Consider the following 14818-nt stretch of genomic DNA (forward strand, 5'->3'; position numbering starts at 1 on the left):
TGTTCGCATTATGTTCCGGATTGTACCCGTGTTGGTCAGATTCGGTCAATCAGCTTGATCCACAAGCTTCACAGAGAGGAAAGAAGATGAAAATGAAGAGCTTGATGATTGCCGCCTTCGCGCTGGCCGCACTGACCGGTACCGCCAGCGCGAGTTGCTATGGCACAAGCAATGTGTACACGTGCACCGATTCCAGTGGGAACACTTACAACGTAAACCGATATGGTGGCTCGACCTCCGTTCAAGGTTACAACTCCAGCACTGGCTCCACCTGGTCGCAAAACAGCCACTCTTACGGCAACACCACCAATACCTATGGTCAGGCGGCCAATGGAAATAGCTGGAACTCAACGACCAACCGCTACGGCAGTGGTAGCAGCACTTACGGCACCGATTCTCGCGGTCGGTCGTTCAACTCTTTTTGCTACGGCTCAAATTGCTGAAAGAAGCCAACAGGCTTTGCTTGTTGATGACTTCAGCACGAATCAAAGCTGCACGCTATAACGTTTAATGTGTTGACGCGCACGCCATAGCGTGCAACTGTGCCCCATCGTCACCCGATGGAGGCACAGATGCGCGACCACCCACCGACACACATGCAATCAAGAGGCTACACGCCCGGGCCTTACGGCGGGGGTTGGGCCATTGACCCTGACGGCTCTGCGGAGTTCGGCACACTGTCGCTGCGTGACAGCGCTGCGGACCACAGCGCCGTTGCCCGGCAGGCTGAGGATTTCAGTAATCCGTTCGCCGACACCGATCTGCGTCAGCAGGCTGAGCGCGAGGCAGAGGCAATTCAGCGCGCCATCGTCAGGCTGCGCTTCATCGCTCTGTTTTTGATTGCTGCCTTGGCGCTTTGGCTGGTTTTCCTGCCATGGAGCGCCGCAGCCCTCGGCCAGACGATCAGTAATTACCAGACACCGAACGCAGGGGTGCCTTGGTAATGAGCGCCCCAGCCCGCACCCCGCTTGATGCCGCATTGCGCGCGCTGAACGCTGCCGCATATCTCGCGGCGCATGAGGCGCGCATGGCAAAAGACCCCCGCGCCGATGATCTCAAGCGCATGTCGCTGCAAACCGACGATCTGGTTGATGGTCGTTCCGTGATGCAGGCGCGCCAAAAGGAAAATTCTTGATGGATAACCCAGCCCTCACGGCAGGAGATCTGAGCCATGTTGTTCGTCGCGTCCCGAAAGATGTCCGCACATTGCTTTCCAAGTTTCACGGCACCCTGTTCCTCGGTGGTGGCTTTGTTCGCGCCGTGGTCGCGGGGGAACAGCCTTCCGATGTTGATCTGTTCGGGCCGAGCAAGGAATTGCTGACCAAGATCGCTGAGGAGTTGCAGGCGTCACGCGGCGGCAAGCAGTTCTGCCGCCTTCATCACACCAGGAACGCAATCACGGTTATATCCATAGGCCGTATCACGGTGCAGTTCATCACGCGCTGGGAGTTCGCAGATGCCAAAGCGCTGGTAAGCTCTTTTGATTTCAGCGTTTGCCAAGCTGTCATTTTCCGTGACGGTGGCACCAAAAAATCGCCTTGGTCTTCGGTCACCGGTCCCCGCTTCTATATTGATCTTGCTGCGCGCCGGATCCACTACACCCACCCGTCCGCGAAGAAGAGGCCGGGGGTAGCCTGATGCGCGCACTCAAGTATCAGCGGCGCGGATATGTCATGCAGATCGAGTCTTTGGCTGGCGGGTGTGTCGCGGCTGGTCGCAAAGCTCGACCCCAGTAAAGTCGACACGAAGGATGAAGGCGCAGTGACGCGCATCATGCTTGGGCTGCAAGAGGTTGATCCATCTATCGCCGTTGATGGGCTTGAGATTACTGATGATCATGAGACCCCAATTGAAGGGTTCTCTGAGGCGGATCAGTCGTGATGCTGATGCGCCAGCCCACCACTGCCCGTGTCGCTTATGCGTGGCACCGCGACTATGTCGCCGGTCTCTGCCCCGAGCAGCATGACGGTGACCCTCAGTGCGGCTGGTACAAGGCGCGCCTGATCAGTGGCGGGCCATGGGTATCAGCGCGCATCTGGCTTGAACGCGACATCGACTTTGAAACCGGCGAGTTGACCGGCCCAGAGCAGTATGTCTGCGAGGTCGATGGTCAGCGCCGCGATCCATACCGGATGTGGACGTATCTCAAGCCCATCACGAAGGCTGAATACGACAGTCTCAACCATCGCATCAGTATGATCCCTGCGATGCGCGCCACCTTGGCGAAGGTCGATCTGACCAAAACCCCCATGCTGCCGGAAAGAGAAATGATTACCAAGGAGACCGCAAAGAAGCTGGGCGATTGCTACACGAAGCTCGATGCCCTTGATCGGATCATTACCAATTTTCAAGACGATCTCATCGAGAACTTGCGTAACATCGCGGAGTGCGAAGCTGCCAAGACGGACTGCTTGTCGACCATCGGTGAACTGGGTGGCGAGGTTCCTTCTGCTGAACGTAAGCGGCAACACTACGAAGCCGAACGCACAGCGCACCCGAAGGCCGCACAGCACCGCTGGGCGATCATCCACGACCCGACGCCCGGCGGACGCCAAAACGAAGACGGGTCTCGCAACTTTTCGTTGCGCTTCCCGGTCTTGTTGCTGACCGATTATGTCGACGATCCCGAAACTGTCGCGATCAGCGTGGCCAAAGCCCTGAATGAGGCGTTTGAGCGCGAAAAGGCTCTGCGGCCCAAAGTGGCTGAAAGCGCCGCCTAACCTTCACCCTCAAAAACCCAAGGAGACCAACCAATGAACGACCTTTCTGGATTGCCCGACCGCCTTCACAATCAGCCGCCTGAGGCGATTGTCATGCCGACGCTGCCGGGCGAAGCCACCCTGGAGCAGGTGAAGCGCGCGAAAGAGGCGGCTGAGGCGGCGCGCACTAAGGCCGACGACAAGCAGGCAGCCTATGACGATATGGCCCATGCTGAACTGAATGCGCACGTCTCAGTGTTCTGCGATGCCGCTGGCAAATGGCTGGACATCAAGACGGTGCAGACCGTCGATCAGGCGGAACGGCTGACCGACTTCATCACCGGCGCCCGGGGGCTTTTCAAGCGCGTCGAGGACGCCCGGAAGGCAGCGAAGAAGCCTTGGGATGATCTGGGCGCGGAGGTGCAGGAAGCCTTTACCCCGCTGACTGCCAAGCTGGATAAGCTGGGCAAAACCATGAAGGCCATGCAGGGCGACTGGCTGCGCCGTGAGAGCGACCGGCTTGCCCGCGAGAAGGCCAAGGCCGAGGCCGAGGCACGCGCGGCGCGGAAGAAGCCGAGCGCCTGGCCCGTGAGGCGGCGGAACGCAACGACATCGCCGGTCAGGTGGAAGCCGAGGCTGCGCTGAAACAGGCCAATAAGGCCGAGAAGGTTGCGGCCAAGCCGGTCAAGGCGCGCGCCGGGAGTGCCACGGGCGGCGGCCGGGCCATGGGTATGCGCAAGATCAAGGCCGCAAAGATCACCAACATCCGGGCCTGCTTTGCCTATTTTCAGGCTGACCCGGCAGTTTCAGAGTTGCTGACGCGCCTCGCCACGGCGGCGGTGCGGTCGGGCGAAATCACCCAAGATACCGCGGTCATTGCCGGTATCGACATCATTGAAACGGAAGGTGTGTAATGGCTGGTACGAGCATCAAGACCCTGCCAATCCGGCAGTTGCAAAATGTCGATCAGTTGCTGATCAACGACAACGCCCGGCAACAACTGTCGATGGTTGCAGCGAAGCACCTGAACCCTGAGCGTATGATGCGCGTCGTCGCCAATGCGATCCGCACCACGCCGAAACTGCGCCAGTGTGAGCCTTTGAGCTTTCTTGGCGCGCTGATGCAGTGTTCGTCGTTAGGTCTAGAGCCAAACACGATACTTGGCCACGCCTATCTTGTGCCCTTTGATAAGAACGTCAAAGGCCCGGATGGCCGCTGGCAAAAGATACCCCAAGTTCAGCTGATCGTTGGCTACAAGGGCCTGATCGATTTGGCACGGCGTTCCGGGCACATCACAAGCCTTTCGGCCAACATCCACTACTCCGACGAGCTGTGGGAGTATGAGGAGGGCACCGAGGCACGCCTTCGCCACCGGCCCGTAACATGGAAGGCCAGAAGCTGCACGCCTATGCCATCGCCAAATTCAAGGATGGCGGCCACGCCTATGTGGTCTTGCCTTGGGCGCATGTGATGAAGATCCGCGACGGCGCGCAGGGTTGGCAGAGTGCCGTGAAAATGGGCAAGACCGAAGACAGCCCGTGGGCAAAGCATGAAGACGAGATGGCGAAGAAAACCGCTATTCGCGCGCTGTCCAAGTATCTGCCGCTTTCGGTCGAGTTCATGGACGCCATGGCGGTTGATGAAGTCGGGGCCGATTATCGCGGCTTTGCCATGGACCCAAGCGGCGGCGTTGCTCAAACCGATGGGGACTACATCGACGGCGAAGCCGAAGATGGCGACGCCGACCCGGAGACGGACCAGTCAAAACCCGATCAAGAAAAGGCGGGGCGTCAAGAGGCTGAAAAGCCGAAGGAAACTGCGAAGGCCGAGGCAAAACCCGCCGAACAGGCGAAGCCCGATCAAGAAAAGTCGCAGCCCTACGACACCCGGCCCTCGCGCACCAAGAAGCAGGAAGCATCCAGCGGCGATCAGTTGCCGCTGGATCAACCTTCGCCCCAAATGACCGCTGCCAATCGCATGGCCGATCAGATCATTGGTGAAATCAATGACGGGGTTCATCCCGATGAGGTCTACGACCTCTTCCGGGACCAGATCGCCAACCTTGAGGCAAACCCCGAAATGAGCCCAGTTCTTGAACGGATTAATGCCGCTTTCGACCAAGCTGGAAACTGAAAAACCACGACCAAAGGAGAACGACGTGTCGGATGGAAACAGCCATTTTTTGATGGCGATAGGGCGGATTGATGGCGGGCTTGCCATCGAAACGGCGGATCAGGCGTTGAAAGACGTGATCGCCGCCGTCCAGCGGAGCGGCAAGAAAGGCAGTGTCACTGTCTCGCTTGATGTTTCGCCAAACGGTGAAATGGGCTTTGCGGCATCCGCAAAAGTCACTGCGAAGGCCCCGCAGGTCAATTTCGGCCAGAGCTTCTTTTTCATGGGCCGGGACGGCGCGCTGACGCGCGAAGCCCCCAGCATGCAGCAGCTTGGCCTCATGGATAAGGAGAAAACCCGTGGCTGATAAGACAGAGTTTCAGGCAAAGATCGAGCACAACCTTGCGCTGGCCTCTATGGGCGGTGTCGGCTTCGACAGAAATGCTTATGGGCAGTATGCAGTTGTCCCGGATGGCCACCAACTTCAGTCTTTGGAGAAGTTTCAGGATCGCCCCAATAACATCAAAACCGATCATCGGTTTGTTTCGGCAAAGTCTTTTTCGGAATACCTGACCCGGTTCTTCACGGACTCAATGCTGATCACAGCGTCATCAGACAAGGCGCAAATGTACGCTGTGATCGACTATCATGATGCAGATCCAGAGTGCGGTGTTGTCCTGCCAAGCCATGGCGCGCACAAGGCCATTTATACCGCGCGCAAAACTGACAAGATCAAGGCGTGGCTGTCGATGTGCAACACACCGCTGGGTCAGATCGACTTTGGTCTGTTCCTGGAAGAACGCGCGGTTGACGTGATCCAGCCAATGGCGGCGGAAATCATGGAAATGGTGATGCAGTTCGAGGCCACCAAGAAGGTGGAATTTAAGAGCAGCACGCGCCTGGCCGACGGTTCCCGGCAGTTCAGCTACGTCGAGGATAACCAGACGCGCGGCGGGATCACACTGCCTGACAAGATCATCGTTCGCGCGCCGATCTATCAGGGTATGGAGCCCCAGGACATCAAGTTCCTGCTGCGCTACCGGATCAACGAAGGGTCTTTGAAGTTCATCATCAAGATGCACGACGAGGAAGAAGTCTTGCGAGATGCCTTCGAGCGGTGCGTGGACGCCGTGCAGCACGACGTTAAGCCCACCCAAACCGTCTACTGGTCGAGTAACCGGAAAACCCGCGCCGCCGGTCATTCCGGCGCGCCTGAGCAGCAATAGGAGCAGCATGTGGCCCATAACCTGACAGAGATTCACAGGATGCGGCGATTGTCGCCAGCCAGAATGACCACCTGCTCCAATTTTGAGCGCATGGAGGAAATCATGGCTGAACATGAAGCGATCAAAAGCAAAGACGCGCGTTCAGATCGCCAGAATGAAGCTGATGAAGCTCAAGGCGGCGGCATGATCTACCGCAAGTATGAGTTCCCATTGTCGATCAGACTGCAAAGGTCTGGTTTGTTGAAATCCCCGGGCGCCAGAAGACCGCCCTGCATGACGAGATGATCCCAAAATCCGTGAATGTCATGCTGGGGCTGGTCTCGCGCAAGCTCCCGACAGGTTTCGAACGCACATCCAGCTGGCAGTACCGGAAAACATCGCTGACGCGGCCTATGCCGATCAGCCGCGCGGCCCTGTGGTCGATCCCATGAAATCGAAAAAGCAAAGGAATATGGCAATGACATCCACCACCCAGGCTGTCGTAGACCTGCATGAAGCAGCAATGCGGGCGAAGTATCTCGCGGATGAGGCAGGCGACAGCCGCCTGTTTCACCTGCGCCAGATCAGCGCCTACACCGGGCGTCTGGTCGAGGGGGTGCCACCCAACCCGGCACCTGTGTTTCACAGTGTGCGGGCGATTCATGGGAGCCGGGCATGACCGAACAGCACACCCCAACCGAGGACCAGATCGCAACTGTGATCGAACGTACGGCGGAGATCCTCGCAAGCTGGCGATAGCCTATCTGCGCGCCCAGAAACGCGCGCGCGATCCGAAGTGTATGCGGGCTTCATGGGACATCACCGATCTGTCGATTGCCACCTTGAAAGGCAGCGTGCGGAGGCAATGCGCGCCGTCGAAAGGGGAGCGTCGCGTCAAGACGCAAAAGGAGGTTTCGGAGTGATCGCCACCATCCCCGCCACCACATCATACGCAGCGCGCGCAGCCCCACCCGCGCGCGTAACGCTGCCTAAGGCGCAATTCATCATCCCGCACGACGACCGCAGCGACACAGCGCCCCGTGGTGCGCCGATCCGAGCCAATCGCGGCTACCGCGAAGATCGGGTGATCGACTGGGCTTGGAGGTGCGCGCGATGACGCCTGACACGCTCACAGACGCTTTGCCGCGCTCAGGACACGATCACGGCGTTTGAGTCCGCATGTCGCAAAATCCTGCCGCTGATCGAAGCGGCAAGTCGAGAAGAAGTCACGGATGTCGCCGACTGGACGAGGCGGAGGACAGATCCGCGCGGCGATGGATCACAAAGGAGTAAATCATGAAGCTACTGCGTGAAGCAACCTGAAATAGAAACACCTGCTGCGATGGCGCTGCGTCCCGTCGATCACCGGGGTTCCGGTGCCGTGGTTTGTCACGAAGAGGACCGAGGCTGGCCTTTGGGATTAGTGAATATCGAACGCAGTCGGATGCTGGAAGCGATGCGCTTTTGAAAAGTGCTGGGTAAGCGGCCAGAAGCTAGGGCGCTACAAGGCGTTTTGCATTGGTCCCATGTGCGCGATTAACAGAACCGCCGGTGATCCACCGACGCGGAAAGACATAGCCCTGTGGTCAGTTCAGGTTTGCCGTTCATGTCACGACCAAGGGCCGGCGCGCGGCGCGCAACGAGATCAGCAGATCGAGGGTCAGGCGTCGATGGTGTCGGCATCAGCGCAACCCGGCGTGACTGGCGTCTGGGTCACAAGCAACTCCGAATATCATCGGGGAAGGGGCTTTTACCTTGGCGATTATCGAGGTGATGGTGGGCAGAAGGCCGCCTGCCACCCGACGAGTATTAGCTTCGGTCGATAGCGGCATCCATCACCTTAAAGTTGGCGCGCGATGAAGGGTACGCAATGAAAGCGCTGGCCTTTTATCGGCGCCGCGCTGAATCGCTGGCCCCCCACCCCGGAGCCACGCCAATGACCTACTACAGCGAACGCCTCAACTCACCAGCGGCTGGGTATCCCAATGACTCCACACGGCAGGCACAACCCCACACACGGAGACAAACAATGCTGACGAAAACACCGAAATCTTGGCGCCGAAGTTGAACGCACCTTGCCGCCGAGCACTTGTCAAGGCCGTTACTGGACAGCAGTTCTGGCGCTGCGCATGACACGAAGGAGATAGGCGCATGACAGAAGTCAAAGATCATCTTCGCCTCAACCCGCGCGCCGAAACCGCGCTGCGCGGTGGCAGGGCTCAGTATCGGCAGCCGCCAAGGCAGGCCCGGCGCATACTGTTTTGGTACTACCTGATCGCCAAGTGGCGAAATCTGACAATGCACGAACGCAACGCTCTGCATGGCGAGCTACTGATGCACTCGGACCTAGATTGGTGAAAGCAAAAATCCGCGGGATCGCGTGCCGCCCGATGCGCTGGCATTCCTGCAGCTGGCGGCAGAGTCGGCTGAACGCCAGAAGGGGGGGGATGATCCGAGGCCGCTATGGCGAGATCGCCGTGAAATGTGTCCTTCTCCGATGGTCGATGCGCATTGCCATGGCCAGCAACACGCGGCCACAGCGAAAATCATGGCACAGCGGGCGACCTTGACGCCACCAACAGCGTCGGTCGGCGAGTGTATCGCCTGCCGCCAAAAACTCCCTCCGATCAAACCCCTCACCCCCCGGAGCCGCACCCATAACCTACTACAGCGAACGCCTCAACTCCACCAGCGGCTGGGTATCCCAACTGACCTCCACACGGGCAGGCACAACCCCACACACGGAGACAAAACAATGCTGACGAAAAACACCGAAATCTTGCGCGCCGAAGTTGAACGCCACCTTGCCGCCGATGCACTTGTCAAGGGCCGTTACTGGACAGCAGGCTCTGGCGCTGCTGGCGGCACGGGCTGCTTTATCGGATGCCTCACGCACTCCAGAGACCCCGCGCCTGCTTTTGAGCGGTTTGGCTTGCCAATCGAACTCTTGCGCGTGGCGGAAAATATTTTTGAGGCGCTGCCGGAGGCTGATGGAAAGGCGTTTTTTGCCGCTTTGCCAGACGCTGTTGGGCGCGACGGCAAAGACCTGAGGCGGGTTGTGTGGGCGTTTCTTGCGGCTGAATTGCGGGCGCTGCCGAGGACAACCGACGCGGTGCAGGCGGTAATTGATCCTGTCATTGCGGGCATGGATTTGCTTGCTGCTGGCAAGAATTGGCCTGACGCCGCCCGTGCCGCCTATGCCGCCCGTGCCGCCCGTGCAGCCTATGCCGCCTATGCCGCCGCCCGTGCCGCCTATGCCACCGCCGATGCAGCCTATGCCGCCTATGCCGCCGATGCAGCCTATGCCGCCTATGCCGCCACCTATGCAGCCCGTGCCGACGCCGATGCCGCCTATGCCGCCCGATTGCGCCAGCGCGACACGCTGCTTGCGCTGATCGCCGCCGCTTAACCACCCCACACCACAAGCACACACCGGAGAACGACAATGAAAATCACCAAAACAATCACCGCCCTGACCCCCACACGGCCACTGACCCGCAACGCTGACGGAGAGATCATCACCCTGCGCCGGGTCCAGGAAATCCCCGCCGACTGGTCGCACATGGGTGTCGGTGCAATGCGCGCGCGGATCGCGGAACAGGAAGCGCATGCAGCAAAGCTGGCCGATGAGGCGCGCTGCGAGGCCGATGGATTCATCACGGTGTACCGGGTGCACGATGCCACTTTTACGGGGTTTAAATGATGGACAATGACATGATGCAGATCCCCGGCTGGGAGGCGCTGATCGACGCCACCGGCACGGACGACTGCGCCACGGGCTGCGGCTGGTGGATAGTGCCCAGCGTCCTGGGTGGCGCGGCGATCTGGGCATGGGTGCTGACATGATGGGCCCCATGATTATCGACAGCTTCGCAGGCGGCGGCGGGGCATCCACCGGCATCGAGGCGGCGCTTGGCCGCAGCCGGATGGCGATCAACCACAATGCGGCCGCACTGGCGCTGCATGCGGCCAACAACCCCGAAACCTTGCATCTGGACAGCAACATCTGGGATGTAAAGCCGCTCGAAGTGACGGGCGGGCGGCACGTTGGCTTGCTCTGGGCATCCCCCGATTGCAAGCACTTCTCGAAAGCCAAGGGCGGCGCCCCGCGCGATCGCAATATCCGCGACCTCGCATGGATCTGGTTGACTGGCTGAACAGGTCAAACCCGACGTAATCTGCATGGAGAACGTCGAGGAGTTCGTGACATGGGGTCCGGTCGACAATGACGGCCAGCCGATCAGGAGCTCTCAGGCCAGATTTTTGAATTGTGGATCAAGCGCCTCAAGGCCGCAGGCTACAAGGTCAAATGGTGTGAACTGCGGGCGTGCGATTATGGTGCGCCGACAATCCGCAGGCGCTGGTTTCTGGTGGCGCGACGCGACGGCAGGCCGATCCGCTGGCCGAAGCCGACGCACGGCGATCCCAAAAGCCCGGCTGTGAAGCGCGGCAAGCTGCTGCCCTGGCGCAGCGCAGCCGAGTGCATCGACTGGTCACTGCCGTGTCCCTCGATCTTCGACACAGCCCCCCAGATCAAAGCGCTGCATGGTCTGCGCGCCGTGCGCCCACTGGCGAACAACACCATGGCCCGCATCGCGCGGGGCATGCGGCGCTATGTGCTGGAGGCTGATCGCCCCTTCTTGGTCAACCTGACGCACGGCGCACGGTGCGAACCCGCCGATGAGCCGATCCGCACCATCACCGGCGCGCACCGTGGCGAAAAGGCGGTGGTAGTGCCCAGCATCGTGGGTTGCGGTGGCCGCGCAGCGCAAAGCCGGGCGCGCGGCGGCTATGAACCACTGGCCACAATGACGGCCAAGGCCGACGCATGCGTGTCGACAGCGTTTCTTGCAACGATGCGCAACAGTCAGAAGCCATGGCAGGGCGCAGACGAACCGACGCACACTATCACGGCGGGCGGTGCAGGTCTGACGCTGATCGTGCCCAGCATCACCCGGTTCAATTCTGGCGCGACTGGTTCTGATATGGCCGACCCAGCGCCGACCGTCACCGCCAACAGTTGGATCAAGAAGCCGGGCGGGGCAGCGCCGCTTGGGTTGCTGGCCCATATCTCGCCAGCATCGCTCACGGCGACAGTGGCGGCCGCCGCGAATACCCGATGGCCGATCCGCTGGGCACGGTGGTCGCCAGCAGCGTAAAGCATGCACCCTTCGCCGCGTTTCTCGCCACATCACGGCGGGCCCCGAATGGATGGCAACGCGGGCCACGATCCGCGCGACCCTATGTCGCCATCGCCGCCAGCGGCAGCCACCAGACGCCGGTCGCCGCATGGTTCGCCAAATACTACGGCACCGGCGACGGGGCGCGCACCGACGAGCCGATGCACACAGTCACGGTCAAGGACCGCATGGGCCACATGCAGGCCGATCTGGCACCGCCCCCCTTCGCGCCAGAACATGAAGCCAAGGCCCGCGCCGTTGCCGACTTCCTGCGCGCGCACGATGCCTGGGCGGGCGGCGAGTTCGTGACGCTGGAAATCGGCGGGCAGACCTTTGTGGTGGTCGACATTGGCATGCGCATGCTGACCCCCCGCGAGTTGTTCAACGCGCAGGGGTTTCCGGCTGACTACGTCATCGAGGGCGTTTGGCAGGGCGTCGAGACCGATGATCCGACGTTCAAGCCTTTCGCCAAGGACGTGCAGGTCAGCTGCTGCGGCAACAGCGTCTGCCCGCCGCTGGCTGAGGCCATCGTGCGTGCCAACTGCGCCCATCTGGCAGCGAACATTGAACAGGAGGCCGCACATGGCTGAGAACAGTAAGATCGAGTGGACCCACCACACTTTTAATCCATGGGAGGGCTGCCAGAAGGTCGGCCCGGGCTGTGACCATTGTTACGCCGAGGCACGCGACCAACGGTTCACGGGCGGCGCACACTGGGGGCCGGGCGCACCGCGCCGCCGTACCAGCGCCGCGAACTGGCGCAAGCCGCTGGCGTGGGACCGGGCGGCACAGGCGGCTAGCGTTCGGCGCCGCGTGTTCTGTGCTTCGCTGGCCGATGTGTTTGACAATGCCGTTGATCCTCAGTGGCGCGCTGATCTGTGGGAGCTGATCGGCAAGACGCCAAATCTCGACTGGCTGCTGCTGACCAAACGGCCGGGCAACATCGCAGGCATGCTACCTGAGGTGGAGCGCGCCCCTTGGGGCGAACTTTGGCCCTGGTCGAATGTCTGGCTGGGCTGCACCGTGGTCAATCAGGCCGAGGCTGATCGGGACATTCCCAAGCTGCTGGCGGTGGATGCTGCGGTGCGGTTCCTGTCGATGGAGCCGCTGCTGGGGCCGGTGGATTTGACGCGCCCTGAGTTCGGCGGCACCTACTGCGCGGTGAATTGCCGCACTATGTGCATAGCGCAAGGCGACGAGGAGTGCCCGAAGAACAGCGACCCCGCTCTCGACTGGGTGATCGTCGGCGGCGAGAGCGGCCCCGGCGCGCGCCCGATGCACCCGGATTGGGCACGGTCACTGCGCGATCAGTGCGAAGCGGCGGGCGTGGCGTTCTTCTTTAAGCAATGGGGCGAATATGAGTCCGATCAGATCGGACGAGAGGATGCACAGTCTGCCAGTTTTCCACCCGGTCATGTGATTTTTCGCAAAGTAGGCAAGCGCACAGCCGGTCGCAAGCTGGACGGGCGCACATGGGACCAGATGCCGGGGATGAGCCATGACTAAGAACACCACCGCGCCGGAGCTTTTGCCATGCCCCTTTTGTGGGGGCAAGGCAAAGTGGATATCTGGCGGTCCGGGATGTACTTACATCAGTTGCATGGCATGTCCGGCAGCAACCGATGACGGGGCGGTACCTCGCATCGCCAAGGCATGGAACACCCGCGCCGACCTTCACGCCGCACGCGTGGCTGAACTGGAGATCGCCCTTTCTGAGATGCGGAGGGATCGGGATGTGCGCAAACAGTCTGCCTATGAATACAAATCCCACACCCGCGCAGCCGAGGGGGCTTGCATAAAACTGGAAGCCGAGCGGGACGCGGCGCGGGCGGATGTCGCGCGGCTGCGGGATGCGTTGCGCGCCGCAGACGGTCACATTGATCGCGGTCACTACGAAATGGCGCGCAACATCACACGCAGTGCGTCCGCAGGTTCAACGCCGCACTGTTCTGACTGCCCACCCGAAGGCTACCCAACAGACAACACCCGCTGCGCGCCGTGTCCGCGTCGGCTGCGGGAAGTAAGGAGAGACCAGTGAACAAATCCACACTTCCCGCATCACTGACAGAACGCATGGCCCTTTCGGCGCACGGATACGCGGCAGTGATCGACGGCATAATGAATGTGCGCACCGTGTCATCGTCACCAAACTTCGCCGCCCTGAATGCCCTCTATTTGACGGGGAAGATTCTGGCTGGCGGCTGTCGCGACCCCGAATGCGATTGCATGGTCAATTTTATGAAGAAGGTAAGCCCGAACATCAAGATTGTGCCGGTTTCGGTTCACTCCGCCCTGTTCGTTCGCCCCGACTAGAGCGCCAAAGGCTTAAGCAGATCGCGGACCATTTCTAGGTCCGCGCCCCCACCGTAGCGTTCCCGGTTCAGTGCGTGACCGAACACGTCGCGCCTGATCCGCTCGTCTACCCCGGCGCGCAACATGCGGTCCTCAAAAGAGTGCCGCAGCGAATACATGCTGTGGCCGTCGCTTTCCAACAGACCATTGGTCCGCAGGTACTTGTTGACCGTGTTGGATAGACCAGCACTATCCCGGTACCGCGGGAAACCATCGGGGAACTGCTTGAACGCCTCCAAGCTGACGCCCAAGAGCGGAATCTTGCGCTTGGAATACTGGCTCTTGAGCTGGCGGCCGACGGGCTCAATCGAGATATGTGGCACCGCATGGTCCAGCCTGATCTGATCGCGCAGCAGGCCTTGGCCTTCGCTGGGCCGATAGCCCGTATTCACCATACCCAGCAGGATCGCGCGCGCCTCAGTGTTCAGGCCATCCAGCGCGCCTGGGGCAAGCAACTTGTTCTGTATCCAATCTATTGAGAACGCGGGGCGAGTCTTCTTGTCGCCCTCCTTGAAGCTCAGATCAGATAGCGGGAGATCCAGCCCGAGCCGCTTCATCTTGTTCACGGTGCGCAAGACGTTGGCGATATGGATCAAGTCTTTGTTCGCGCTGTTTTTTGTCAGACCTTCTGCGGCGATCTTATCCATCCACCATGAACGGAAATCCAGCATATGGTCCCCTGTCAGGTCAGACAGGGGAATGTCGCCGACCACATCAATCAGGTTGTTGATCGCCTTGATGCGTGGGTTTCGCCATCGGCGCTTCTGATCCTCGCTTTTCTGGTCGATCCGGTCCCTTGCGAGATCCCAGAACAAAGCGAGGCACCTCGAAAGCGTGAGTTGTGGAGGCGGGACACCGCCCAGAAGCGCGTTGGCCTCGCGCATGTCAATAGAACCGTCCTTGCGCGCCACCCGGGATAGCCGGTCAAGGAACTCCTCACGGGGTAGTTTGGCAACCGCAGCGGCTGGCAGGTATCGAAATCCACGAATCCCGGCGAGGTTGCGCGCGGCCTCGAACTGCGCTTCAGCATCGCCCGTGTCGCCGTGCATCTTGGCTTCCCAAGCCTCCAGCATCGAATCCCAGATCGCTGGGGCCTTTCGGCGCGCTACGTCTTCCAGGTCGGTGTGCATAGACATCCAGACATAGGCGCGCGGCTCCACGTCCTCGTACCGCTTGGGCACACGTCGTCTCAGGTGCAGGGTGCCATTCCGGCTCACAAATTTCATGGCTGATTTATGGCTCTTGGCACAGAGTCGCGCAAGCCCCATTT

Annotated in this window: 24 protein-coding genes and 1 pseudogene; 24 read left to right on the forward strand and 1 reads right to left on the reverse strand. The window is 60.5% G+C overall.

Annotated elements, in window-relative coordinates; genetic code table 11:
• Positions 1-86 precede the first annotated feature (86 nt).
• The 24 genes and pseudogenes from H9529_RS18640 to H9529_RS18760 all read left to right on the forward strand — a co-directional run bounded on the left by H9529_RS18640 (position 87) and on the right by H9529_RS18760 (position 13509).
• Positions 87-443 (forward strand): hypothetical protein, encoded by a 357-nt coding sequence (locus H9529_RS18640; protein WP_218132204.1) that lies wholly within the window; start codon positions 87-89, stop codon positions 441-443.
• 129 nt (positions 444-572) lie between these two features.
• Positions 573-944, forward strand: coding sequence for a hypothetical protein (locus H9529_RS18645; protein WP_190305756.1), 372 nt, complete (start codon positions 573-575; stop codon positions 942-944).
• Positions 944-1135: a hypothetical protein gene (locus tag H9529_RS18650; RefSeq protein ID WP_092893046.1), complete on the forward strand. Its 192-nt coding sequence runs from the start codon at positions 944-946 to the stop codon at positions 1133-1135. The genes H9529_RS18645 and H9529_RS18650 overlap by 1 nt, the downstream gene beginning before the upstream one ends.
• Positions 1135-1638 (forward strand): hypothetical protein, encoded by a 504-nt coding sequence (locus H9529_RS18655; protein WP_190305757.1) that lies wholly within the window; start codon positions 1135-1137, stop codon positions 1636-1638. Before H9529_RS18650 ends, H9529_RS18655 begins: the two co-directional genes overlap by 1 nt.
• A 30-nt stretch (positions 1639-1668) precedes the next feature.
• The gene (locus H9529_RS18660; protein WP_223814424.1) at positions 1669-1881 is read left to right on the forward strand and encodes a hypothetical protein; all 213 of its coding nucleotides are present in this window, start codon (positions 1669-1671) and stop codon (positions 1879-1881) included.
• A complete protein-coding gene (locus H9529_RS18665; RefSeq protein ID WP_190305759.1) occupies positions 1881-2720 on the forward strand; it encodes a hypothetical protein in 840 nt (279 codons plus the stop codon). Before H9529_RS18660 ends, H9529_RS18665 begins: the two co-directional genes overlap by 1 nt.
• A 93-nt stretch (positions 2721-2813) precedes the next feature.
• Entirely contained in the window at positions 2814-3344 is a 531-nt protein-coding gene (locus tag H9529_RS18670) for a hypothetical protein (RefSeq protein WP_190305760.1), read from the forward strand.
• The gene (locus H9529_RS18675; protein ID WP_190305761.1) at positions 3323-3613 is read left to right on the forward strand and encodes a hypothetical protein; all 291 of its coding nucleotides are present in this window, start codon (positions 3323-3325) and stop codon (positions 3611-3613) included. The genes H9529_RS18670 and H9529_RS18675 overlap by 22 nt, the downstream gene beginning before the upstream one ends.
• The gene (locus H9529_RS21175) at positions 3613-4170 is read left to right on the forward strand and encodes a recombinase RecT (protein ID WP_190305762.1); all 558 of its coding nucleotides are present in this window, start codon (positions 3613-3615) and stop codon (positions 4168-4170) included. Before H9529_RS18675 ends, H9529_RS21175 begins: the two co-directional genes overlap by 1 nt.
• Positions 4083-4832 (forward strand): recombinase RecT, encoded by a 750-nt coding sequence (locus H9529_RS21180; RefSeq protein WP_190305763.1) that lies wholly within the window; start codon positions 4083-4085, stop codon positions 4830-4832. Before H9529_RS21175 ends, H9529_RS21180 begins: the two co-directional genes overlap by 88 nt.
• Positions 4804-5178 (forward strand): hypothetical protein, encoded by a 375-nt coding sequence (locus tag H9529_RS18690; protein WP_143033601.1) that lies wholly within the window; start codon positions 4804-4806, stop codon positions 5176-5178. The genes H9529_RS21180 and H9529_RS18690 overlap by 29 nt, the downstream gene beginning before the upstream one ends.
• Complete coding sequence (locus tag H9529_RS18695; RefSeq protein ID WP_190305764.1) at positions 5144-6037, forward strand: DUF2303 family protein; 894 nt, start codon at positions 5144-5146, stop codon at positions 6035-6037. The genes H9529_RS18690 and H9529_RS18695 overlap by 35 nt, the downstream gene beginning before the upstream one ends.
• 102 nt (positions 6038-6139) lie before the next feature.
• Complete coding sequence (locus tag H9529_RS18700) at positions 6140-6322, forward strand: hypothetical protein (protein ID WP_190305765.1); 183 nt, start codon at positions 6140-6142, stop codon at positions 6320-6322.
• Entirely contained in the window at positions 6319-6468 is a 150-nt protein-coding gene (locus H9529_RS21000; protein ID WP_223814425.1) for a hypothetical protein, read from the forward strand. The genes H9529_RS18700 and H9529_RS21000 overlap by 4 nt, the downstream gene beginning before the upstream one ends.
• 26 nt (positions 6469-6494) lie before the next feature.
• The gene (locus tag H9529_RS18705) at positions 6495-6695 is read left to right on the forward strand and encodes a hypothetical protein (protein ID WP_190305728.1); all 201 of its coding nucleotides are present in this window, start codon (positions 6495-6497) and stop codon (positions 6693-6695) included.
• Between the two features lie 240 nt (positions 6696-6935).
• Positions 6936-7133, forward strand: coding sequence for a hypothetical protein (locus H9529_RS18710; protein ID WP_190305766.1), 198 nt, complete (start codon positions 6936-6938; stop codon positions 7131-7133).
• Between the two features lie 1034 nt (positions 7134-8167).
• The gene (locus H9529_RS18720) at positions 8168-8374 is read left to right on the forward strand and encodes a hypothetical protein (protein ID WP_190305768.1); all 207 of its coding nucleotides are present in this window, start codon (positions 8168-8170) and stop codon (positions 8372-8374) included.
• A 397-nt stretch (positions 8375-8771) separates the two neighbouring features.
• Complete coding sequence (locus H9529_RS18725) at positions 8772-9425, forward strand: hypothetical protein (protein WP_190305769.1); 654 nt, start codon at positions 8772-8774, stop codon at positions 9423-9425.
• Positions 9426-9461: 36 nt separating this feature from the next.
• Complete coding sequence (locus tag H9529_RS18730) at positions 9462-9719, forward strand: hypothetical protein (protein WP_190305770.1); 258 nt, start codon at positions 9462-9464, stop codon at positions 9717-9719.
• Entirely contained in the window at positions 9716-9862 is a 147-nt protein-coding gene (locus H9529_RS18735) for a hypothetical protein (protein ID WP_190305731.1), read from the forward strand. Before H9529_RS18730 ends, H9529_RS18735 begins: the two co-directional genes overlap by 4 nt.
• Positions 9859-11786 (forward strand): annotated as a pseudogene (locus H9529_RS21445) (DNA cytosine methyltransferase). Before H9529_RS18735 ends, H9529_RS21445 begins: the two are co-directional and overlap by 4 nt.
• Entirely contained in the window at positions 11779-12702 is a 924-nt protein-coding gene (locus tag H9529_RS18750; RefSeq protein WP_092892980.1) for a phage Gp37/Gp68 family protein, read from the forward strand. The pseudogene H9529_RS21445 and the gene H9529_RS18750 overlap by 8 nt, the downstream one beginning before the upstream one ends.
• Entirely contained in the window at positions 12695-13234 is a 540-nt protein-coding gene (locus H9529_RS18755; RefSeq protein ID WP_092892978.1) for a Lar family restriction alleviation protein, read from the forward strand. The genes H9529_RS18750 and H9529_RS18755 overlap by 8 nt, the downstream gene beginning before the upstream one ends.
• On the forward strand, positions 13231-13509 hold the full coding sequence (locus H9529_RS18760) for a hypothetical protein (protein WP_092892976.1): 279 nt from the start codon (positions 13231-13233) through the stop codon (positions 13507-13509). Before H9529_RS18755 ends, H9529_RS18760 begins: the two co-directional genes overlap by 4 nt.
• On the opposite strand, the gene H9529_RS18765 is transcribed toward H9529_RS18760, so the two are convergent.
• Positions 13506-14774, reverse strand: a complete 1269-nt coding sequence (locus H9529_RS18765; protein ID WP_190305775.1) for a tyrosine-type recombinase/integrase — start codon at positions 14772-14774, stop codon at positions 13506-13508. The two genes, H9529_RS18760 and H9529_RS18765, sit on opposite strands and share 4 nt — an antisense overlap.
• Between the last annotated feature and the right edge of the window lie 44 nt (positions 14775-14818).

This window comes from Roseicitreum antarcticum (assembly GCF_014681765.1).
Classification (GTDB): Bacteria; Pseudomonadota; Alphaproteobacteria; order Rhodobacterales; family Rhodobacteraceae; genus Roseicitreum; species Roseicitreum antarcticum.

Coding starts and splice junctions, on each gene's coding strand:
- H9529_RS18645 (WP_190305756.1), top strand. CDS start 573: ATGCGCGACCACCCACCGACACACATGCAATCAAGAGGCTACACGCCC.
- H9529_RS18690 (WP_143033601.1), top strand. CDS start 4,804: ATGCCGCTTTCGACCAAGCTGGAAACTGAAAAACCACGACCAAAGGAG.
- H9529_RS18750 (WP_092892980.1), top strand. CDS start 11,779: ATGGCTGAGAACAGTAAGATCGAGTGGACCCACCACACTTTTAATCCA.
- H9529_RS18720 (WP_190305768.1), top strand. CDS start 8,168: ATGACAGAAGTCAAAGATCATCTTCGCCTCAACCCGCGCGCCGAAACC.
- H9529_RS18640 (WP_218132204.1), top strand. CDS start 87: ATGAAAATGAAGAGCTTGATGATTGCCGCCTTCGCGCTGGCCGCACTG.
- H9529_RS18735 (WP_190305731.1), top strand. CDS start 9,716: ATGATGGACAATGACATGATGCAGATCCCCGGCTGGGAGGCGCTGATC.
- H9529_RS18670 (WP_190305760.1), top strand. CDS start 2,814: ATGCCGACGCTGCCGGGCGAAGCCACCCTGGAGCAGGTGAAGCGCGCG.
- H9529_RS18765 (WP_190305775.1), bottom strand. CDS start 14,774: ATGAAATTTGTGAGCCGGAATGGCACCCTGCACCTGAGACGACGTGTG.
- H9529_RS18730 (WP_190305770.1), top strand. CDS start 9,462: ATGAAAATCACCAAAACAATCACCGCCCTGACCCCCACACGGCCACTG.
- H9529_RS18650 (WP_092893046.1), top strand. CDS start 944: ATGAGCGCCCCAGCCCGCACCCCGCTTGATGCCGCATTGCGCGCGCTG.
- H9529_RS18665 (WP_190305759.1), top strand. CDS start 1,881: ATGCTGATGCGCCAGCCCACCACTGCCCGTGTCGCTTATGCGTGGCAC.
- H9529_RS18660 (WP_223814424.1), top strand. CDS start 1,669: ATGTCATGCAGATCGAGTCTTTGGCTGGCGGGTGTGTCGCGGCTGGTC.
- H9529_RS18755 (WP_092892978.1), top strand. CDS start 12,695: ATGACTAAGAACACCACCGCGCCGGAGCTTTTGCCATGCCCCTTTTGT.
- H9529_RS21180 (WP_190305763.1), top strand. CDS start 4,083: ATGGAAGGCCAGAAGCTGCACGCCTATGCCATCGCCAAATTCAAGGAT.
- H9529_RS18655 (WP_190305757.1), top strand. CDS start 1,135: ATGGATAACCCAGCCCTCACGGCAGGAGATCTGAGCCATGTTGTTCGT.
- H9529_RS18700 (WP_190305765.1), top strand. CDS start 6,140: ATGGCTGAACATGAAGCGATCAAAAGCAAAGACGCGCGTTCAGATCGC.
- H9529_RS21175 (WP_190305762.1), top strand. CDS start 3,613: ATGGCTGGTACGAGCATCAAGACCCTGCCAATCCGGCAGTTGCAAAAT.
- H9529_RS18725 (WP_190305769.1), top strand. CDS start 8,772: ATGCTGACGAAAAACACCGAAATCTTGCGCGCCGAAGTTGAACGCCAC.
- H9529_RS18705 (WP_190305728.1), top strand. CDS start 6,495: ATGACATCCACCACCCAGGCTGTCGTAGACCTGCATGAAGCAGCAATG.
- H9529_RS21000 (WP_223814425.1), top strand. CDS start 6,319: ATGATCCCAAAATCCGTGAATGTCATGCTGGGGCTGGTCTCGCGCAAG.